Annotated in this window: 14 protein-coding genes; 7 read left to right on the forward strand and 7 right to left on the reverse strand. The window is 72.4% G+C overall.

From position 1 onward, the window contains the following. Nucleotides 1-12: 12 nt before the first annotated feature. The 3 genes from ACP4E5_RS28870 to ACP4E5_RS28880 form a co-directional block, all read right to left on the reverse strand. Entirely contained in the window at nt 13-1,353 is a 1,341-nt protein-coding gene (locus tag ACP4E5_RS28870; protein ID WP_425833653.1) for an ABC transporter substrate-binding protein, read from the reverse strand. A 51-nt stretch (nt 1,354-1,404) separates the two neighbouring features. Further along, nucleotides 1,405-2,592, reverse strand: coding sequence for an ROK family transcriptional regulator (locus ACP4E5_RS28875; protein ID WP_425833655.1), 1,188 nt, complete (start codon nt 2,590-2,592; stop codon nt 1,405-1,407). A gap of 178 nt (nt 2,593-2,770) precedes the next feature. Then, complete coding sequence (locus ACP4E5_RS28880) at nt 2,771-3,307, reverse strand: HNH endonuclease (protein ID WP_425833657.1); 537 nt, start codon at nt 3,305-3,307, stop codon at nt 2,771-2,773. 304 nt (nt 3,308-3,611) lie between these two features. Between ACP4E5_RS28880 and ACP4E5_RS28885 the strand changes: the two genes are divergently transcribed. After that, nucleotides 3,612-4,688 carry a mechanosensitive ion channel family protein gene (locus ACP4E5_RS28885; protein ID WP_425833659.1) on the forward strand — a complete coding sequence of 359 codons (1,077 nt, stop codon included), beginning with the start codon at nt 3,612-3,614 and terminating at the stop codon, nt 4,686-4,688. A gap of 70 nt (nt 4,689-4,758) precedes the next feature. On the opposite strand, the gene ACP4E5_RS28890 is transcribed toward ACP4E5_RS28885, so the two are convergent. From ACP4E5_RS28890 to ACP4E5_RS28905, 4 genes are all read right to left on the reverse strand, one after another. Then, nucleotides 4,759-6,111, reverse strand: coding sequence for an FtsX-like permease family protein (locus tag ACP4E5_RS28890; RefSeq protein ID WP_425833661.1), 1,353 nt, complete (start codon nt 6,109-6,111; stop codon nt 4,759-4,761). Further along, the gene (locus ACP4E5_RS28895; protein WP_425833663.1) at nt 6,108-6,800 is read right to left on the reverse strand and encodes an ABC transporter ATP-binding protein; all 693 of its coding nucleotides are present in this window, start codon (nt 6,798-6,800) and stop codon (nt 6,108-6,110) included. Before ACP4E5_RS28895 ends, ACP4E5_RS28890 begins: the two co-directional genes overlap by 4 nt. Further along, complete coding sequence (locus tag ACP4E5_RS28900; RefSeq protein WP_425833665.1) at nt 6,797-7,339, reverse strand: PadR family transcriptional regulator; 543 nt, start codon at nt 7,337-7,339, stop codon at nt 6,797-6,799. The genes ACP4E5_RS28895 and ACP4E5_RS28900 overlap by 4 nt, the downstream gene beginning before the upstream one ends. A 98-nt stretch (nt 7,340-7,437) precedes the next feature. Next, complete coding sequence (locus tag ACP4E5_RS28905; RefSeq protein ID WP_425841734.1) at nt 7,438-10,425, reverse strand: glycoside hydrolase family 84 protein; 2,988 nt, start codon at nt 10,423-10,425, stop codon at nt 7,438-7,440. Nucleotides 10,426-10,684: 259 nt separating this feature from the next. Between ACP4E5_RS28905 and ACP4E5_RS28910 the strand changes: the two genes are divergently transcribed. The 6 genes from ACP4E5_RS28910 (at nt 10,685) to ACP4E5_RS28935 (ending at nt 16,757) form a co-directional block, all read left to right on the forward strand. Next, a complete protein-coding gene (locus tag ACP4E5_RS28910; protein WP_425833667.1) occupies nt 10,685-10,927 on the forward strand; it encodes a hypothetical protein in 243 nt (80 codons plus the stop codon). Nucleotides 10,928-10,933: 6 nt separating this feature from the next. Further along, nucleotides 10,934-12,991: a 4-alpha-glucanotransferase gene (gene malQ / locus ACP4E5_RS28915; RefSeq protein WP_425833669.1), complete on the forward strand. Its 2,058-nt coding sequence runs from the start codon at nt 10,934-10,936 to the stop codon at nt 12,989-12,991. Nucleotides 12,992-13,011: 20 nt separating this feature from the next. Further along, nucleotides 13,012-13,251: a hypothetical protein gene (locus ACP4E5_RS28920; RefSeq protein WP_425833670.1), complete on the forward strand. Its 240-nt coding sequence runs from the start codon at nt 13,012-13,014 to the stop codon at nt 13,249-13,251. A 127-nt stretch (nt 13,252-13,378) separates the two neighbouring features. Next, the gene (locus tag ACP4E5_RS28925; RefSeq protein ID WP_425833672.1) at nt 13,379-14,842 is read left to right on the forward strand and encodes an FAD-dependent monooxygenase; all 1,464 of its coding nucleotides are present in this window, start codon (nt 13,379-13,381) and stop codon (nt 14,840-14,842) included. Nucleotides 14,843-14,886: 44 nt separating this feature from the next. Next, on the forward strand, nt 14,887-16,149 hold the full coding sequence (locus tag ACP4E5_RS28930) for a sensor histidine kinase (protein ID WP_425833674.1): 1,263 nt from the start codon (nt 14,887-14,889) through the stop codon (nt 16,147-16,149). Next, the gene (locus tag ACP4E5_RS28935; protein ID WP_425833676.1) at nt 16,113-16,757 is read left to right on the forward strand and encodes a response regulator; all 645 of its coding nucleotides are present in this window, start codon (nt 16,113-16,115) and stop codon (nt 16,755-16,757) included. Before ACP4E5_RS28930 ends, ACP4E5_RS28935 begins: the two co-directional genes overlap by 37 nt. Nucleotides 16,758-16,803: the final 46 nt, after the last annotated feature.

The raw sequence follows: 16,803 nt of genomic DNA on the forward strand, positions 1-16,803 counted from the left end.
ATGTCCCGTTCCTCAGTTCTGCGACTGCAGGGTGTCGGCGTCGATGAGTTTGTCGAGGCGCCGCAGGCCGCCCTTCAGGTCATGGACCTCGCCGGCCTCCTCGCCGTAGCTGAAGTCCTGCAACTGCGTGATGTACATGCCGCCGTTCGTGGAGGTCGGCATCACCTGGCTGTACTTGTTCTTCGCGATACCGAGGAAGGTGCGGAACGTCGGATCGGCGTCCAGCTTCGGTGACTTGAGCGCGGGGAACGTGGACGGCACGTTGTGAATGGCGTTGGCGAACCTGACGACCTGATCGGTGTCGGCGGTGAGGAACCGCACGAGTTCCCAGGCCGCGTTCTGGTGCTTGCTGCTGTGCGCGATGCCGGTGACGGTGCCGGTCAGATAGCCGCGTCCGTACGTCTCCGCCTGGTCGTCGGGGACGGGCAGCGGCGCGACGCCCCAGTCGAACTTGGCCTTCGCGTCGTTCAGCATGAGCCCGCGCCACTCGCCGTCCATGTGCATGGCGAGCTTTCCGTCCAGAAAGGCATTCTGGTTCGACATCTCGTCGCCGAACGACGTCCGGAACCTCTCCAGCGCCTTGTACCCGCCCTGCGCGTCCCTGAGCTTCTTGACGGTCTTGAAGAATTCGTACGACGCGGGTTCCTCGGCGAGCCGCGAATTCCCCTTCTTGTCGAAGTACTTGGGACCCCACTGGGCGAACAGCCGGTCGGGACTGTTCTGATAAAGCCGGAAGTTCGGCATGAACCCGACGCGCTTGTACGACGAGGCCCCGTCCTTGACGGTGAGTTTCTTCGAGTCGGCGATGAACTCGGACATGGTTCGCGGCGGCCGCTCGATGCCCGCCTCCTTGAAGGCGTCCTTGTTGTAGTACATGCCGAAGGCGTCCGCGAGGAGCGGCAGGGCGCACTGATTGCCGCGATAACTCGTGTAGTCGAGAAGCGACTTGGGAAAGACCTTCCCCTTGTCGAGCCCGGTCTTCTTCATGAACGGGTCGAGGTCGACCCACATGCCGGAGTCGCAGTACTGGCCGACGTTGTTGGTGGGGAAGGAGGAGACGACGTCGGGGGCCTCGTCGCCACCGGCCCGCAGGGCCTGATTGGTGGTGGCGTCCGAGACGTTGCCAGTGGCCTTGACCTTGATGTTCGGGTGCAGCTTCTCGAAGCGGGCGATCGAGTCGTTGATCGCCTTCACCTCGCCGGGCGCCGACCAGCCGTGCCAGAACTTCAGCGTCACGGGCTTGGTCGGGTCGTCGGCGGCGCTGCCGGTACTCGGATTGGCGCAGCCGGCGAGCAGCAGTCCGGCCGCGGCGAGCCCTACGGGCGCGCGCAGGGGTATGCGCCATCGCGGCATGGCGAACGTCCTTTACGTGTACGGGAGTTGGGGTCTATCGCGAGGGAGGGGTCACGCGGGGGTGCTGGTGTCGAAGACGGAGTCGCGGGCCTGGGTGAGGGCGGTGCGCAGGGCGCCGGTGAGGATGGGGTCGCCGGTCAGGTCGCTGATGCGCAACTGGGGGCGGGGCAGGGCGAGTCCGGTGAGCTGTTCCTCGACGCGGTCGCGCAGGGCGTCGCCGCCGGCCCGGGCGACGTGGCCGGACAGGACGACGAGTTCGGGGTCGACGACGGCGACGACGGCGGCGAGCCCGGTGGCGAGCCGCCGGGCGACCTCGTCGAGGACCCGGTCGTCGCTCATCGCCTCGCCCAAGTCCTTGACGCCACCGGCGAGTTCGCGGACCGCCGCGGCGGCGACAAGGCTCTGCAACCCGCCGCCCCCGTCCGGGCGGGCCACGGCGCCGGACCCGCCGCGCGCCAGGGGAGCCCCCGGCAGCGGCATGTAGCCGATCTCGCCCGCGCCGCCGGTCGCCCCGCGCAGCAGAGTCCCGCCGAGCACGATCGCGGCGCCGACGCCCTCGTCGACGTAGGCGAGCACGAAGTCGTCGTGGTCCTGCGCGGCGCCCTCGTACTGCTCGGCGATCGCGGCGAGGTTGACGTCGTTCTCGATCGAGACGGGGGTGCCGAGCACCTTGGCGAGGTCGTCGCGCAGTGTGCGGGAGTGCCAGCCCGGCAGGTGCGGGGCGTAGCGGAGCTGTCCGGTGTGCGGGTCGATGGCGCCGGGGGTGCCGATGACGGTGGCGGTCAGGTCGCCGTGCCCGAGCCCCGCCTGGCGCAGCGCCCCTTCGGTGGCCTCGGCGACGAGCTGGGCGGTGCGGTGCCGCACGTCCTCGCTGACGGCCTCGGCCTCGATGCGGCGGTGTCCGCGCTCGGCGCCGGTGATGTCGGCGACGACGGCGGTGATGCCGGTGGGGTCGGCGGAGAGGGCGGCGACGTGCGCGGCGCCGGGATCGATCTCGTACAGCAGGGCGTTGGGGCCCGGGCGGCCGGTCTGGCTGCCGGTGGTCCGTACGAGCCCGGCGGTTTCGAGGCGGCCGAGCAGCTGTGAGGTCGTCGGCTTGGAGAGGCCGGTCAGCTCGCCGATCCGGGTGCGGGTGAGCGGGCCGTGGGCGACGAGCAGTTCGAGCGCGGCGCGGTCGTTCATGGCGCGCAGGACGCTGGGGGTGCCGGGGATGCCAGAGGTGCCTGGGGTGACAGCCATCGCGGGACCCGCCTCCTCGTACCGTGTCGCACTGTTAGGAAAGTTTCCTATCGGGGTGCGAGGAACGTAAGGCGTGGGTGCGGGCGTGGTCAATAGGGAAGGGGCCGCGCACTTTCGCGTGCACGGCCCCTCGGAGCGAGCGGGCAACCGCGTAGGACAACAAAGACCCGGATCGAAGTCAGGCTGAAATGCCTTCGATCCGGGCCAGGGCCTCGTCCGCGCCGAACGGCTGCAAATACGGCAGCCAGCGCGGATCCCTATGTCCGGTCCCGATGATCCGCCAGGCCAGGCCCGACGGCGGAGCCGGTTTGTGGCGCAGGCGCCAGCCGATCTCCACCAGGTGGCGGTCGGCCTTCGTGTGATTGCAGCGGCGGCACGACGCCACCACGTTCTCCCAGGCGTGCTGACCCCCGCGACTGCGCGGGATCACGTGGTCGACGCTGGTTGCGACGCCACCGCAGTACATGCACCGGCCGCCGTCACGGGCGAACAGTGCGCGTCGGGTCAGAGGAACGGGCCCCCGGTAGGGAACCCGGATGAACCGCTTGAGCCGGACGACGCTGGGAGCGGCGACAGTACGTGTTGCGCTGTGCATGAAGGCGCCGGACTCCTCGAGGCACGTGGCCTTGTTCTCGAGGACGAGTACGAGCGCGCGGCGGAGCGGTACGACGCCGAGGGGCTCGTACGACGCGTTGAGGACCAGGACATGCGGCACGGATGCCTCCTTGTACGCCGGCGGCGCGTGGCTCGCGCCGGGACGATCTCCTAGCCAGTCTCCCCTCACGGCTGGTCGTGGCGCCACCATGTCCACGTAACGGGCTGGGAGTGTTTTCGACCACACGTCCGTCATTCCCGGCGCCGGCCCGGTGCAGACCTGCGCGGCACAAGGTGAGCACTGTCTCTCCCCTTAACGTGACGACGATCCACACACAATGCCCCGTTAGTGTGGTGGATCTGCCCGCTCCTGTCCCCGAGCGTGTCCCGAGGCGGGCAGATGGCTACGCCTGGAGGTACCTGCCGTGATCTTGTCCGTCCTGTCGGCCACGGGGGCGAGCGATGTCTCGTCCGACCCCGAGAAACCCACACTCAAGGACGCCCAGGAGCAGGCCGGGCAGGCCGCCGGCTGGGTCGAGCAGAACTGGTCGACCTGGCTGAGCGTGGGCCTGCGGATTCTGCTGATCGTCGTCATCGCCTTCGTGCTGCGCGCGGTGATACGCCGGGCCATCACGAAGTTCGTCGCCCGGATGAACCGCCGCGGCGAATCCGGCGCCACCACCGCGCTCGGCGGCCTCCTCGTCAACACCGAGCGGCGCCGCCAGCGTTCGGAGGCCATCGGCAGCGTGCTGCGTTCCGTGGCCTCGTTCGTGATCCTGGGCACCGCGGCCCTGATGGTGCTCGGCGCGTTCAAGATCAACCTCGCGCCGCTGCTCGCCTCCGCCGGTGTGGCCGGTGTGGCGATCGGTTTCGGCGCCCGCAACCTGGTCACCGACTTCCTCTCCGGCGTCTTCATGATCCTTGAGGACCAGTACGGCGTCGGGGACACGATCGACGCCGGCGTCGCCTCCGGCGAGGTCATCGAGGTCGGCCTGCGCGTGACGAAGCTGCGCGGCGCCGAGGGCGAGATCTGGTACGTGCGCAACGGTGAGGTCAAGCGGATCGGCAACCTCTCCCAGGGCTGGTCGACCGCGGCCGTCGACGTCACGGTGCGCGCCGACGAGGACCTCGACAAGGTCAAGGCCACGCTGACCGAGGTCGCCGAGGAGATGAGCAAGTCCGAGCCGTGGAACGAGATGCTGTGGGGCCCGGTCGAGGTGCTCGGCCTGGACAGCGTGCTGCTCGACTCCATGGTGGTCGGCGTCTCCGCCAAGACCATGCCCGGCAAGTCCCTGACCATCTCCCGCGAACTGCGCTGGCGCATCAAGCGCGCCTTCGACGACGCGGGCATCCGCATCGTCGGCGGCGTCCCGGCCCAGGCCGACGCCGAGACCGCGGCCGACCCGACAGCCGGCGTCTCGGCCCCGTCGGCCTACGCGTCGACGACCTCACCACAGTCCCTCGCGGCCTCCCCGATAGCACCGTCGAACCTGTCGAAGTAGCAGTCCGTCCTACGAGGGCGGGGGCGCGGGAGATTCGTCTCCGGCGCCCCCGTCCGTGTATCAGGAGCCGTCAGGCCGCCCTGAGTTGTGACGGGTGGGTCGAGCGGCGCAGCAGCGGCAGGGCCAGGGCCGTGGCCAGCAGGCAGGACGCGTAGACGCCCACCGGGACCAGCAGCGGCAGCGCCCAGGGGACGGACTGCCGGGCGAGCAGGGCGTACGCCGCGTGGATCGCCGTACCGCCGACGGTCGCGAGGACGAGGGCCGGGGCCAGCGGCAGCCCCGTCTCCAGGAGCAGCGACCGCGTCAGGGTCCGGCGCGGCACCCCGGCCGCGGCCTGCGCGGCGAGCGCCTGGCGGCGCGAGGACAGCGACTCGCCGGTGCCCACGGCGAGCGCCGACAGGCTGATCAGCAGGGCGATCAGGACGGCGGTGGCGGTGAGGTTCAGGCCGTACGTGTAGTAACCGACGTCCTGCGGCTCGCCGGACTCGGCCGCGTTCGCCGCCACCTGGCCGAGCAGGGTCTCCCGGATCCCGGCCAGGCCTACGCCGACGACGGTGACCAGGATGACGGCGGCGTGGCTGCGGGCCGCCGACCACGCGTCCTCCTGGAGCCGGTGCGCGGCGAGCAGTACGGCGGGGCGTTCGGTGCGTGGGGCGAGCCGCCGTCCGACGAGCCGGGCGGACGTGCCCGCGACCCAGATGGCGCCTGCCCCGCTCAGCACGACGGCGCCGACGACGACCAGCGGCAGGGACGCGTGCGTGCCGGAGCTGCCGCGGACCAGGACCAGCGCGGCGCCGAGCACGACGAGGAGGACGGGCAGCAGCAGCCCGCGGACGAGCCCCGGCCCCCGCCCCGCCCGCTCCCGCCGCACGTGCCCCAGCGGCGAGGCGATGACCCGGCGCAGCGCCACCGCGCTCACCAGAACTCCGAGCACCGGCATCGCGCACACCACGACGACGGAGCCCAGCCACGCGAGGACGCCGGCCGCCCGGCCCAGGCCCAGCACGGCCGCCGCGAACGCCGCGAACCCGATGAGCGATCCCGCCAGGCAGGCGAGCCCGGCCTCCAGGGCCGCGAGCCGTCGCACCTGCTTCGGGCCTGCCCCGGTCAGCCGCAGTCCCGCGAGCCGCCGGTCGCGGTGGACCGCGCCGATCCGGGCGCACTGCCCGAGGAAGCCGAGCACCGGGACGAGGAGCAGCAGCAGCCCGGCGGCGACGCCGCCCCGCGTGCCCGGCTGGTCCAGCAGACCGTTCCCGTACGGGAACCAGACCTGGCCCCGCACGCTCGCGAGTGCTACGGCCGCGCACGCGAACCCGGTCGCCACGGCCGCGCCGAGCGCCGTGAGCGCCGCCCTGCGCCTCTCCATGCGGTCCGCGCCGCGGGTCAGCAGCCAGGCGAGACGCAGATCGGACGAGACGCTCACCGGGTCACCGCCGCCGTGGGCACGGAGGTCTCCTGCACCACCCCGTCGTGCAGGCACACCTCCCGGTCCGCGTAGGCCGCCACCTGCGCCTCGTGCGTCACCAGGACCACGGCCGTGTGTGTCTCGCGGGTCGCGTGGACCAGCGACATGAGGACCTGTTCGGTGGCGAGGGAGTCGAGGGCGCCGGTCGGCTCGTCCGCGAAGACGATCTCAGGTCCGGTCACCAACGCCCGTGCCAGCGCGACCCGTTGGCTCTGCCCGCCGCTCATCTCGCCGAGTCGCGCGTCGCGTTGGCCGCGCACCCCGAACCGTTCGAGCCACGCGTCCGCCTCCGCCCGCGCCGCCGCGCGCGGCAGCCCCGACAGCAGCAGCGGCAGGGCGACGTTGTCGAGCGCGTTCAACTCCGGTATGAGTTGGCCGAATTGGAAGACGATCCCCAACTTGGTGCGGCGCAGTTCGCTGAGCCGCTCCTCATCGAGCCGGTCGAGCCGCTCGCCGTCGTACGTCACCGATCCCTGGTCGGGGCGCACGATGCCGGCCAGGCAGTGCAGCAGCGTCGACTTGCCGCTGCCGCTCGCGCCCGTCACGGCGAGGATCTCCCCAGGGCGGACGTCGACCTCGGCGCCGCGCAGCGCGGGGGTCCTGCCATAGGACTTCGTGAGCCCTTGGGCGCTCAGGAGTGTGCTCATGCTGCGGTGACCTCCGCGGTCAAGTGGGCGAGCCGGGCCGCGGTGGTGGTCATCCAGCGCAGGTCGGCGTCGAGGTGGACGAGTGCGTAGTCGGCCGAGAGGACGGTGGTCAGGTCGGCGCCCGGTTCGCTCTTCACGGCGGTGAGTTCGCGCATCCGGGCCATGTGCGCTGCCCGCTGGTCCCGCAGGTGGGCAGCGGGGTCCGCGCCCTGGTCGGCGACCAGGATGGATACGACGACCTTGGCGAAGATCTCGTTGGCGACGTGCGGCGCGGGCGGGGTGATCTCCCCGGCCCAGCCGAGAAGTTCACGGCTTCCCTGGGATGTCGACCGGTACAGCGTGCGCTCGGGTCCGCCGTCGGAGTCGGTGCTGTCGACCTCCACCAGGCCGTCGCGGACCAGCCGTTGCAGGGTCGTGTAGACCTGCGCGTAGGCGAGGGGGCGGGCCTGCGGGAAGCGTTCGTCGTGCCGTCGCTTGAGGTCGTAGCCGTGGCGTGGACCGTCCGCGAGCAACCCCAACAGGATGTGACGGGTGCTCATGACGTCAGTATGTACGGCGTATATGTATCGAGTACATAGTGATGCGCGGACCGGGCGAAGTCGTAGACCCCATTCCGCTTGGCGTTACGCCGAAAGGCTCAGTCCCGCTGGTCCGTGGCCACCCCGTACGCCCCCACGCTCCACAACGAAACCCCGTACCGCGTCGCCCTCTTGTCCCCCACGACCCGCACGAACCGTACGTCCTTCGCGTCCATCCGGACCGACTCGTGGCCGCCCTGGCCGTCGCGGACCGTTGCCGTCGTGCGCCAGGTGCGGCCGTCGGTGGAGGTCTGGATGCGGTAGTGCTTGGCGTAGGCGTCCTGCCAGTGGAGGGTGACCAGGCCGAGGCGTACCCGGTCGGCGAGTTCCACCTGCCACCATTCGCCGTCCTTCGCGGGGGAGGACCAACGGGTCGACGTCTTCCCGTCGTTGGCGGCCTTCGCCGGGAAGTCCGGGGTCTCGTCCGCCGAGGAGGTGGCCTTGCCGGAGCGGGCCAGGTCGGGGCCGGCCGTGCGGGGGTAGGCGCGGACCGAGAAGGTGCGGGTCTCGTCGCCGAAGCGCAATCCGATCTCGTACGTGCCCGCCGGGGTGTTCGGCGGGACCGTCACCTCGACCGGCACGTCGACCTTGGTGCCGCGCGGGAGTTCGGGCCGGTCCGGGAGGTCGACCTTGATGCCGTGCGGGGCCTTCGCCGTGAGGCGGTCGCGCACGTCGCCCGGGCGCTGGGCCGTCAGGTGGGCCGTCAGCCGCTGGGGGGCGCCGCCGATCTCCGCGTCCGTCTCCGTGCGGGCCAGCGACACGGAGGCCGCGGGGGCGTCCGCGTACCAGGGGACCACGTGGGCCACCGCGTCGGGCGATGCGCCCGAGACGCGTACCGCGTCCGCGCGGGTGTTGTGCGCCTTCAGTTCCGTGAAGCCGCCGGCCGTGAGCGCGCCGATCCGCTTCCAGCCCTCGCCCGGGACGTGCGCCTCGACCGAGCCCGAGGTGTCCGGGTCGGCGAGGACCGTGACCGTGGACAGGGCGCGGGGGCGGGGGAGTTCGGCCTTAGCGCCCTTCGACGCGTCCGCGCGGTCCGTGCCCGACCAGGAGGCGAACTCCTTCTCGGCCCGCTCCAGGAACGGGGCGAGGACGCCCTTGCCGACCGTGACGTTCGACTTGGCCAGGTCCCCGCGGAGGGCGGACAGCCGGCGGGCCGCCTTCCACGCCGCCGCCTTGTCGTCGCGGCTCGCCGCCTCCAGCATGTCGACCGCGGCCTCGCCCGCCTGCCCGTAGCGGCCCAACTTGTCGGCCCAGGGGCGGACTTCGGAGTCCAGATCCGTGTCGTCGAGGGCCGAGGGCGTGTGGCGCATTTGCGCGAAGGCGTCGCGCAGGGGCGCCGCCGCCTTCTTGGTGGCGTCCGCGTCCGTCGTCGTGCGCGCCTTCCAGAACGCCGAGACCAGCGGCTTCAGATACGCCGACTCGTCCGCGCCGAGCACCGACGACGCGTCGTTGCCCGCGAGGGCGCGCAAGGCTTCCTCGGTCTCCTTGTCGCCGTCCGCCAGGTCGTCGATCGCGGCCTTCCAGGACTCCTGCGCCCGGTAGTCGCGCGGGTTCCAGGCGTAGTCCGCGGTCGTGAACAGCGGGATGCGGGACGCCGCGGGCTGCTCCATCGCCGTGGCGAGGACGGCTGCCGAACCGGAGGCCACGGCCGGCTCGCGGCCCATGTACGGGCCGAGGAAGATGCGGTCCTGCGCGTAGTCGTTGACCGGGTAGTTGTCCATCGTGAGCAGCTTGTGCCCGCCGCCGAACGCGCCCTGCACGCCCGCCAGTTCACCGCCGGTGATCGTGCGCGGCACCACGCCGACGCCCGTCCAGGCGACCTGTACCGAGTCGTCCAGGCTGTCGGCGAGCGCCGTGCGGTACTCCGTCTTCCCGTCCTGGTAGTACTCGGTCGGCATCAGGGACAGCGGCTCTGCGCCGGGGTGGCGGGCCGCCATGTGCTTCGCCACCGCGTTCGCGACCTTCGCCTGCGCCTTCGCCGCGGAATCCGGCCCGGAGCCGAACTCCCGCGCGTCCGACTCGCAGTGCCACTCGCTGTACGACACGTCCTGGAACTGGAGCTGGAAGGCCCGCACCCCGAGCGCCCACATCGCGTCGAGCTTGCGGGTGAGCGCCTTGATGTCGTCCGGCGACGACATGCACATCGCCTGGCCCGGAGCCACCGCCCAGCCGAGCGTCACGTGGTTGGCGCGGGCCCGCTCGGCGAGCCTGCGGAAGTCGGCGCGCTGGGCGGCCGGGTACGTCTCGCGCCAGCGGGCCTGGCGGTACAGGTCGTCGCCCGGCGCGTACAGGTAGCGGTTCTGCTTGGTGCGGCCCATGAAGTCGAGCTGCTCCAGGCGCTGCTCAGTCGTCCACGGCGTGCCGTAGAAACCCTCGGTCAGACCGCGTACCACCGTGCCCGGCCAGTCCCGTACGACGACTCCGGCGACGGTCCGCCCGTCGATCAACTGCCGGAACGTCTGCGCCGCGTGGAACAGGCCGTCGTCGCCGACGCCCTCGATCGCGACGGTCGGCGTCCCCGCCGCGCGGCCCACGGCGAGCCGGTAGCCGCCGGACGGCAGATCGCCGCGGGCGCCGGCGCCCAGGCCGCGCAGTGTCGCGTCGAGCGGACTCGCCTTGCCCTTGCGGGAGTCGGGCCGGTAGCCGCCCGCCCCGGCCCGGCTCTGCGGGGACTCGGTGCCGAGCCGCACCACCAGCCGCGCGTCGCGGGGCACGTCGCCCTCCGCGCCGACCTGCCGGATGTCCCGCGCGCCCGCGCCCTTGAGCGCCGCGCACAGCGCGTCCACGGCGTACGTGTCGGAGCCCGGCGGCACCACGAGCGTCACCTCGTCCGGGACCGTGATCCCGCTCGCGTCGTCGGCGGAATCCGACGCCTTGAGGGACTGCGGCCGCGGCCACACCGCGGGCAGCTTCGCGTCCGGCTTCAGGTCGCCCGTGGACGTCCCGGGCGTCGGGGGGGCGGCGACGGCCCCCGTGGCCCCGCCCAGCGTCCCGGCGATGACGGCGACCGCGAGGGCGGCCGCCCTCTTCCTGCGCCGGAGCTGCACGGCGTACTCCTCGGTGGTTCGAACCTGGCTCAAGAGGGACAAGGATAGAAGGGAGGAAGCCGTCGATGGGCGGGAACCGGCCCTACCGACGAGTTGCCTGGTCGGACGGGAGTTTTTTCGGTTTCCCCGCCTCTATGGGCAAGTTCCTTTCGTCGTACACAATGTGGCAAGGAACACGTTGTCCCGTGGAAAAGGTCTGCGCCCGCGCCTTCTGGGTAGGGCTTTCGACTCCCGACGCCTTACGACGAAGGAGGCCCCCGTGGCCGCATCAGCACAGCTCCTGCTCTCGGCCCTCTCCAAACAGGCGGACCTCAGCATGCTCGACGACGCCGATGTCACCAGCACCTGTTCCTTCGAAGCGCCCCTCACCAGCGAGCCCGCCTTCGCGGACTACGCCCCCCTGACTTCCGAGCCGCCCATGAACGACGAGGCGCCGCTCACCTCCGAGCCCACTCCGAACGGCCTCGCCGCGGGCTGCCCGAGCGGTCTCGCCGCCGGCTGACGGCCGATGACCCTGGCCCGGCTCGCCGCCCTGCACGGAGTGGCCACGTCCTACTCCCCGGCGCCGGGCCGCACCGTCCACGCCTCGGACGCGGCGGTGACGGCGGCCCTCGTGGCGCTCGGCGCGGATGTCACCGCGGACCCGGCCGAGACGCCCGAGCGGCTGCTGCCGCCGACCGTGGTGGTGTGGGCCGACGGAAGCGTCCCGCGATGGGCGGCCGGCCTGCCCGCAGGGGCCGAGCTGCGGCTGCGGCCGGAGGACGGGGACCGCTTCGACCCCTGGGACCCGGCCACCGCGACGCCACCCGGCGCGCACCGGCTGCGCGTCAGCACGCCGGACGGGCGCGTCGCCGAGGCCCATCTGATCGCCGCCCCCGCGCAGGCCCCGGGCCCGCCGCCACGCACCCACGGCCTGCTGGTCCAGCTCTACTCGCTGCTCTCCACCCGCTCCTGGGGCATGGGCGACCTCGCGGACCTGGCCGACCTGGCGTCCTGGTCGGCCCGCACCCACGGCACCGGATTCCTCCAGGTCAACCCGCTGCACGCGGCGGTCCCCGCCGGCGGCACCGACCCCGCCGAGCCGACGGACCCGTCCCCGTACCGCCCCTCCTCACGCCGCTTCCCCGACCCCGTCCACCTGCGGATCGAGGACATCCCCGAGTACGCGTACGTCCCTCAGCACGCCAGGGAGGCCGCCCGGCTGCGCGAGGCGGTGCTCGCCAAGGGCGAGCCGATCGACCGGGACGCGGTGTGGGCGCTGAAGCGGACGGCGCTCGAAACGATCCACGAGGTGCCGCTCACCCCCGGCCGCCGCGCCTCCTACTGGGACTACCTCGCCGCGCAGGGCGCCGCGCTGAACGACCACGCCACGTACTGCGCCCTCGCCGAGGTGCACGGCCCCGACTGGCACACCTGGCCCGCCGCCCTCCAGGACCCGCGCTCGCCGGAGACCGGCCACGCCCGCCGCGAGCTGATGCACCGCGTCGACTTCCACTCCCGGCTCGCCTGGCTCACCGAGGGGCAGCTCGACGCGGCCCAGCGTGCGGCGCGCGAGGCGGGCATGCCGATCGGACTCGTCCACGACCTCGCCGTCGGCGTGCATCCCGGCGGCGCCGACGCGTGGGCGCAGCGCGACATCTTCGCGCAGGGCATGAGCGTGGGCGCGCCCCCGGACGCGTTCAACGCGCGCGGCCAGGACTGGGGCCTGCCGCCCTGGCGCCCCGACCGCCTCGCGGAGACCGGCTACGCCGCCTTCCGCGACCTGCTCCGCAATCTGATGCGGCACGCGGGCGCCATCCGCATCGACCACGTGATGGGCCTGTTCCGGCTCTGGTGGATCCCCGAGGGCGAACCCCCGACCGAGGGCACCTACGTCCACTACGACGCCGAGGCCATGCTCGCCGTGCTGCTCCTGGAGGCGTCGCGCTCGGGCACGTACGTCATCGGGGAGGACCTCGGCACCGTCGAGCCGGGCGTGCGCGAGACGCTGCACGCGCGCGGGGTGCTCGGCACGTCCGTGCTGTGGTTCGAGCGTGCCTACGGGCCCGAGGGCGACGGGCGGCCGATCCCCGCCGAGGCGTGGCGCGCGGACTGCGTCGCCACCGCCACCACCCACGACCTGCCGTCCACCGCCGCCCGGTTGAGCGGCGACGACGTACGGCTGCGCGAGCGGCTCGGCCTGTCGACGGCGAGCGCGGCCGAGGCGGCGGCGGAAGTCGCGGAGTGGCTCGCCCTGTTCGCCCGGATGGGCCTGCTCGCGCCCGGGACGCACGACGAGGAGGAGGCGGTGCGCGCGGTCCACCGGTTCCTGCTGAGGACGCCGGCCCGGATGACCGGCGTGTGGCTGCCCGACCTGGTGGGCGACCGGCGCCCGCAGAACCTGCCCGGCACCTGGGCCGAGTACCCGAACTGGCGGCTGCCCGTCGCCGACGCCGAGGGCCGGCCCGTCACCCTGGAGGAACTGGCCGAATCGCCCCGCGCGCACGGCCTGCTCGGCGTGTTCACGGAGGCGCGCGCGGGCACCGAAGTGCCCCTTACAGGCCCCCCGGACGCGCGGCCCGTTTAGGCGTTCGCTACGTTGGGCTCGTGGACAAGAAGAACGCCCTGCGCGCCGGCGCCCTGGCCTCCGGTACGACGCTGATGATGCTGCTGATGTCGTCCCCCGCGCTCGCGCTCACGCGCGACGACGGCGACGACCCGGGTACCGGCCTGAGCGTGATCGAGACGCTCGGACTCTACGTGGTGACGCCGATCGTCCTGTTCCTGGTGATCGCCGGTCTGGTCACGCTGGGCGACAAGTCCCGCAAGCAGCCGAAGCAGGGCTGAGGCCCCGCTTCCCCACGGTTTCCCCGTCGAGGGCACCCGCCGCGTTCGGTCGCGGCGGGTGCCCTCGACGCGTCTGTGCGGGCAGGATGGGCGGGTCGATCCGGGCGTCACCGCTTCTGGAGGCCTCATGGACACCACCGGCTCATCGCGCACCACCGGCTCAGTGATCGTGGTCGGCGCGGGCCCGACCGGCCTGCTGCTCGCGGGGGACCTCGCCGCCGCGGGCGTACCCGTCACCCTCGTCGAGCGCCGCCCCCACCAGATCAGCAACCTCTCCCGCGCCTTCGCCGTACACGCCCGCACGCTGGAGCAACTCGACGCGCGGGGTCTCGCCGACGAGTTGGAGACGAAGGGCCAACAGCTTCAGCGGCTGCGCCTGTTCGGCAGTCTCTTCCTCGAACTCGGCGAACTGCCTTCGCGCTTCAACCACCTCCTCGTCGTCCCGCAGTACGAGGTCGAGCGGCTCCTGGAGCGGCGGGCCGTCGACGCCGGGGTCACGTTCTCGTACGAGACGGAGATGACGGGCCTGACGCAGGACGCGGACGGCGTCACACTCCACGTACGCGCGCAGGGGGAGTCGAAGGACCTGCGGGCGGCGTACGTCGTCGGCACCGACGGCATGCGCAGCGCGGTGCGGACCGCGGTGGGGCTGCCGTTCCCCGGCAAGTCCGTCATCCGCTCGGTCGTCCTCGCCGACGTGCGACTTGGCGAGCAGCCCGACAACGTACTGACCGTGAACACGGTCGGCGACGCCTTCGCCTTCATCGCCCCGTTCGGCGACGGCTACTACCGGGTGATCGCCTGGAACCGCGCGCACGACGTGTCCGACGACGCCCCGCTCGACCTCGACGAGATCAAGGAGACCGCCCGGCTCGCCCTCGGCCAGGACTACGGCATGCACGACGCGCGCTGGATGTCCCGCTTCCACAGCGACGAACGCCAGGCGCCGAAGTACCGCGTGGGCCGGGTGCTGCTGGCCGGGGACGCCGCCCATGTGCACACCCCGGCGGGCGGCCAGGGCATGAACACCGGCATGCAGGACGCGGCGAACCTCGGCTGGAAACTGGCGGCGGTGGCGAGCGGCCGGGCGACCGAGGAACTCCTCGACACGTACGAGGCGGAACGCCACCCCGTCGGCAAGGCCGTGCTGCGCAGCAGCGGCGGCCTGGTCCGCCTGGCGATGGCCAAGCGCCCCTGGACGCTCGCGGCCCGCTCGGCCCTCGCCGCCGCCGTGACCCACGCCCGCCCCGCGCGCACCCGCGCCGTCGGCCAGATCACCGGCATCGGCTTCCGCTACCCGACCCCCAGGGGCGCCCACCCGCTCGTCGGCAGGCGCATCCCCGACATCGCGCTCCAGGGCGGCACCCGGCTCTACGAGGCCCTGCGCGCGGGCGAGTTCGTCCTGATCCTGCCCCAGGGGGCACCGGACAAGCTGGGCGGCGTCCGGGTCGCCCACTGGGCGAGCGACCGGCGCACCGCGCTCCTGGTGCGGCCCGACGGATACGCGGCGTGGGCGCGGGGCGGGAGCGCGGAAGGGGGAGTTAAGTCCACCGACGTCCCCGAGGTGTTCGCCGGATACTCGTTGCGGTAACGGCAAGCAGCCGCACACGCGGCCGAGTCGGGGGAGCTGGCGACATGAAGCGGGTCGAGGCGATCGGGCGGTGCCACCGGCTGTGGTGGCTGTCCGTGGTGGCGATGCACTGGTCGGCGATGGTGCACATCGCGGTGTGGACACCGATTCCGGGCCTGCTGCCCCGGGCCGCGGCGGGCATGCGCCGCGTCGTGGACCGCGAGCGGGCCCTCGCGGCCGCGTGGTCGGGCATCGCCGTCGAGGCGACACCCGCGCCGGCGGCCGGGAAGGAGCGGGAGCGCTTCGGGCCGCTCGCCCGCTACCGCTGGGTGTTCGGGGACGCCCAGCGGTTCCGCGAGTGGCGCTGGACCACGCTGTACTCGTTCGTCGGCGGACTCATCGCCTGTGTGCCGGGCGGGCTCGTCCTCTACGGGCTGTGGGGCCTCTTCCTCGCCGCCTTCGGCTGGTACCTCGCAGGCGTCCCGGGCGGGGACGGACTCTGGTACCTGTTCGTCCACGTCGAGAACGTCCCGACGGGGCTGATGGCGGGGCTGCTCGGACTCGTCGTCGGCAAGACCGGACTGTGGCTCGCGCCCAGCACGGTCGACTGTCACGCCCGCTTCGTCCGCGCCGCGCTCTCCCCGAGCGAGCAGGAGCTGATGGCCGCCCGCATCGCCCACCTGTCCGCGACCCGATCCGACGCCGTGGACACCTCCGCCGCCGAACTGCGCCGCATCGAGCGGGACCTGCACGACGGCGCGCAGGCCCGTCTCGTCGCGATGGGCATGACCCTGGACGCCGCCGAGCACCGGCTGAAGGACGACCCGGAGGCCGTCAGGGCGCTCCTCGCGGAGGCCCGCGCCTCCTCCTCCGCGGCGCTCCAGGAACTGCGCGACCTGGTCCGCGGGATTCACCCGCCGGTCCTCGCCGACCGTGGACTCGCCGACGCCGTACGGTCGTTGGCGCTGCTCAGCCCGCTGGAGGCGGAGGTCACGGTCGGCCTGCCCGCCCGGCCCGAGCCACCCGTCGAATCGGCGGTCTACTTCGCGGTCGCCGAGGCCGTCACCAACGCCGCCAAGCACGCCGAGGCCGAGCGCCTGTGGATCGACATCACCTACGACGCGGCGACCATGGCCCTGCGCGTCGGTGTCACCGACGACGGCCGCGGCGGCGCGGACCCGGCCCGGGGCAGTGGTCTCGCCGGCATCGAGCGGCGGCTCGCCACCTTCGACGGCGTCCTCGCCGTCAACAGCCCGGCCGGCGGCCCGACCCAGATCTCCATGGAGGTGCCGTGCGCGTTGTCGTCGCCGAAGATCACTTCCTGCTGAGGGACGGTCTCGTGCGGCTCCTCGGCGCGTACGGCCACGAGGTCGTCGCCGCCGTGGACAACGGCCAGGAACTGCGCAAGGTCCTCGTCGCGGAACGCCCCGACGTCGCGATCGTCGACGTACGGCTGCCGCCGGACTTCAGCGACGAAGGGCTGCGCGCGGCTCTCGCGGCACGCGAACAGGTGCCCGGGCTCCCGGTGTTGCTGCTCTCGCAGTACGTGGAGCCCCTGTACGCGCACGAGTTGCTGGCGGATGGCGCGGGGGCGGTCGGCTACGTACTGAAGGACCGGGTCACGAACGGCTCCGAGTTCCTGCGCACCATCGAGCAGGTCGCGGGCGGCGGGACCGTGATGGACCCCGAGGTCGTCTCGAAGCTGTTCGCCCGCAAGGTCCGGGACCGCAGGCTCGGTTCCCTGACCGCCCGAGAGCGCGAGGTGCTCGGGCTGCTCGCGCAGGGGCGCTCCAACGCCGGTGTCGCGGAAGCCCTGTTCGTCACCGAGAAGGCCGTGACCAAGCACATCGGGAACATCTTCACCAAGCTCGGCTTCGTGCCGGGTGAGGGCGACAACCGCCGGGTGCTGGCGGTACTGGCGTATCTGGAGGGCTAGCAAACGTTCAGAAACCCTGAACATAATCGACTGAAAGTTTCGATGG

This window comes from Streptomyces fractus (assembly GCF_049844455.1).
GTDB lineage: Bacteria > Actinomycetota > Actinomycetes > Streptomycetales > Streptomycetaceae > Streptomyces > Streptomyces fractus.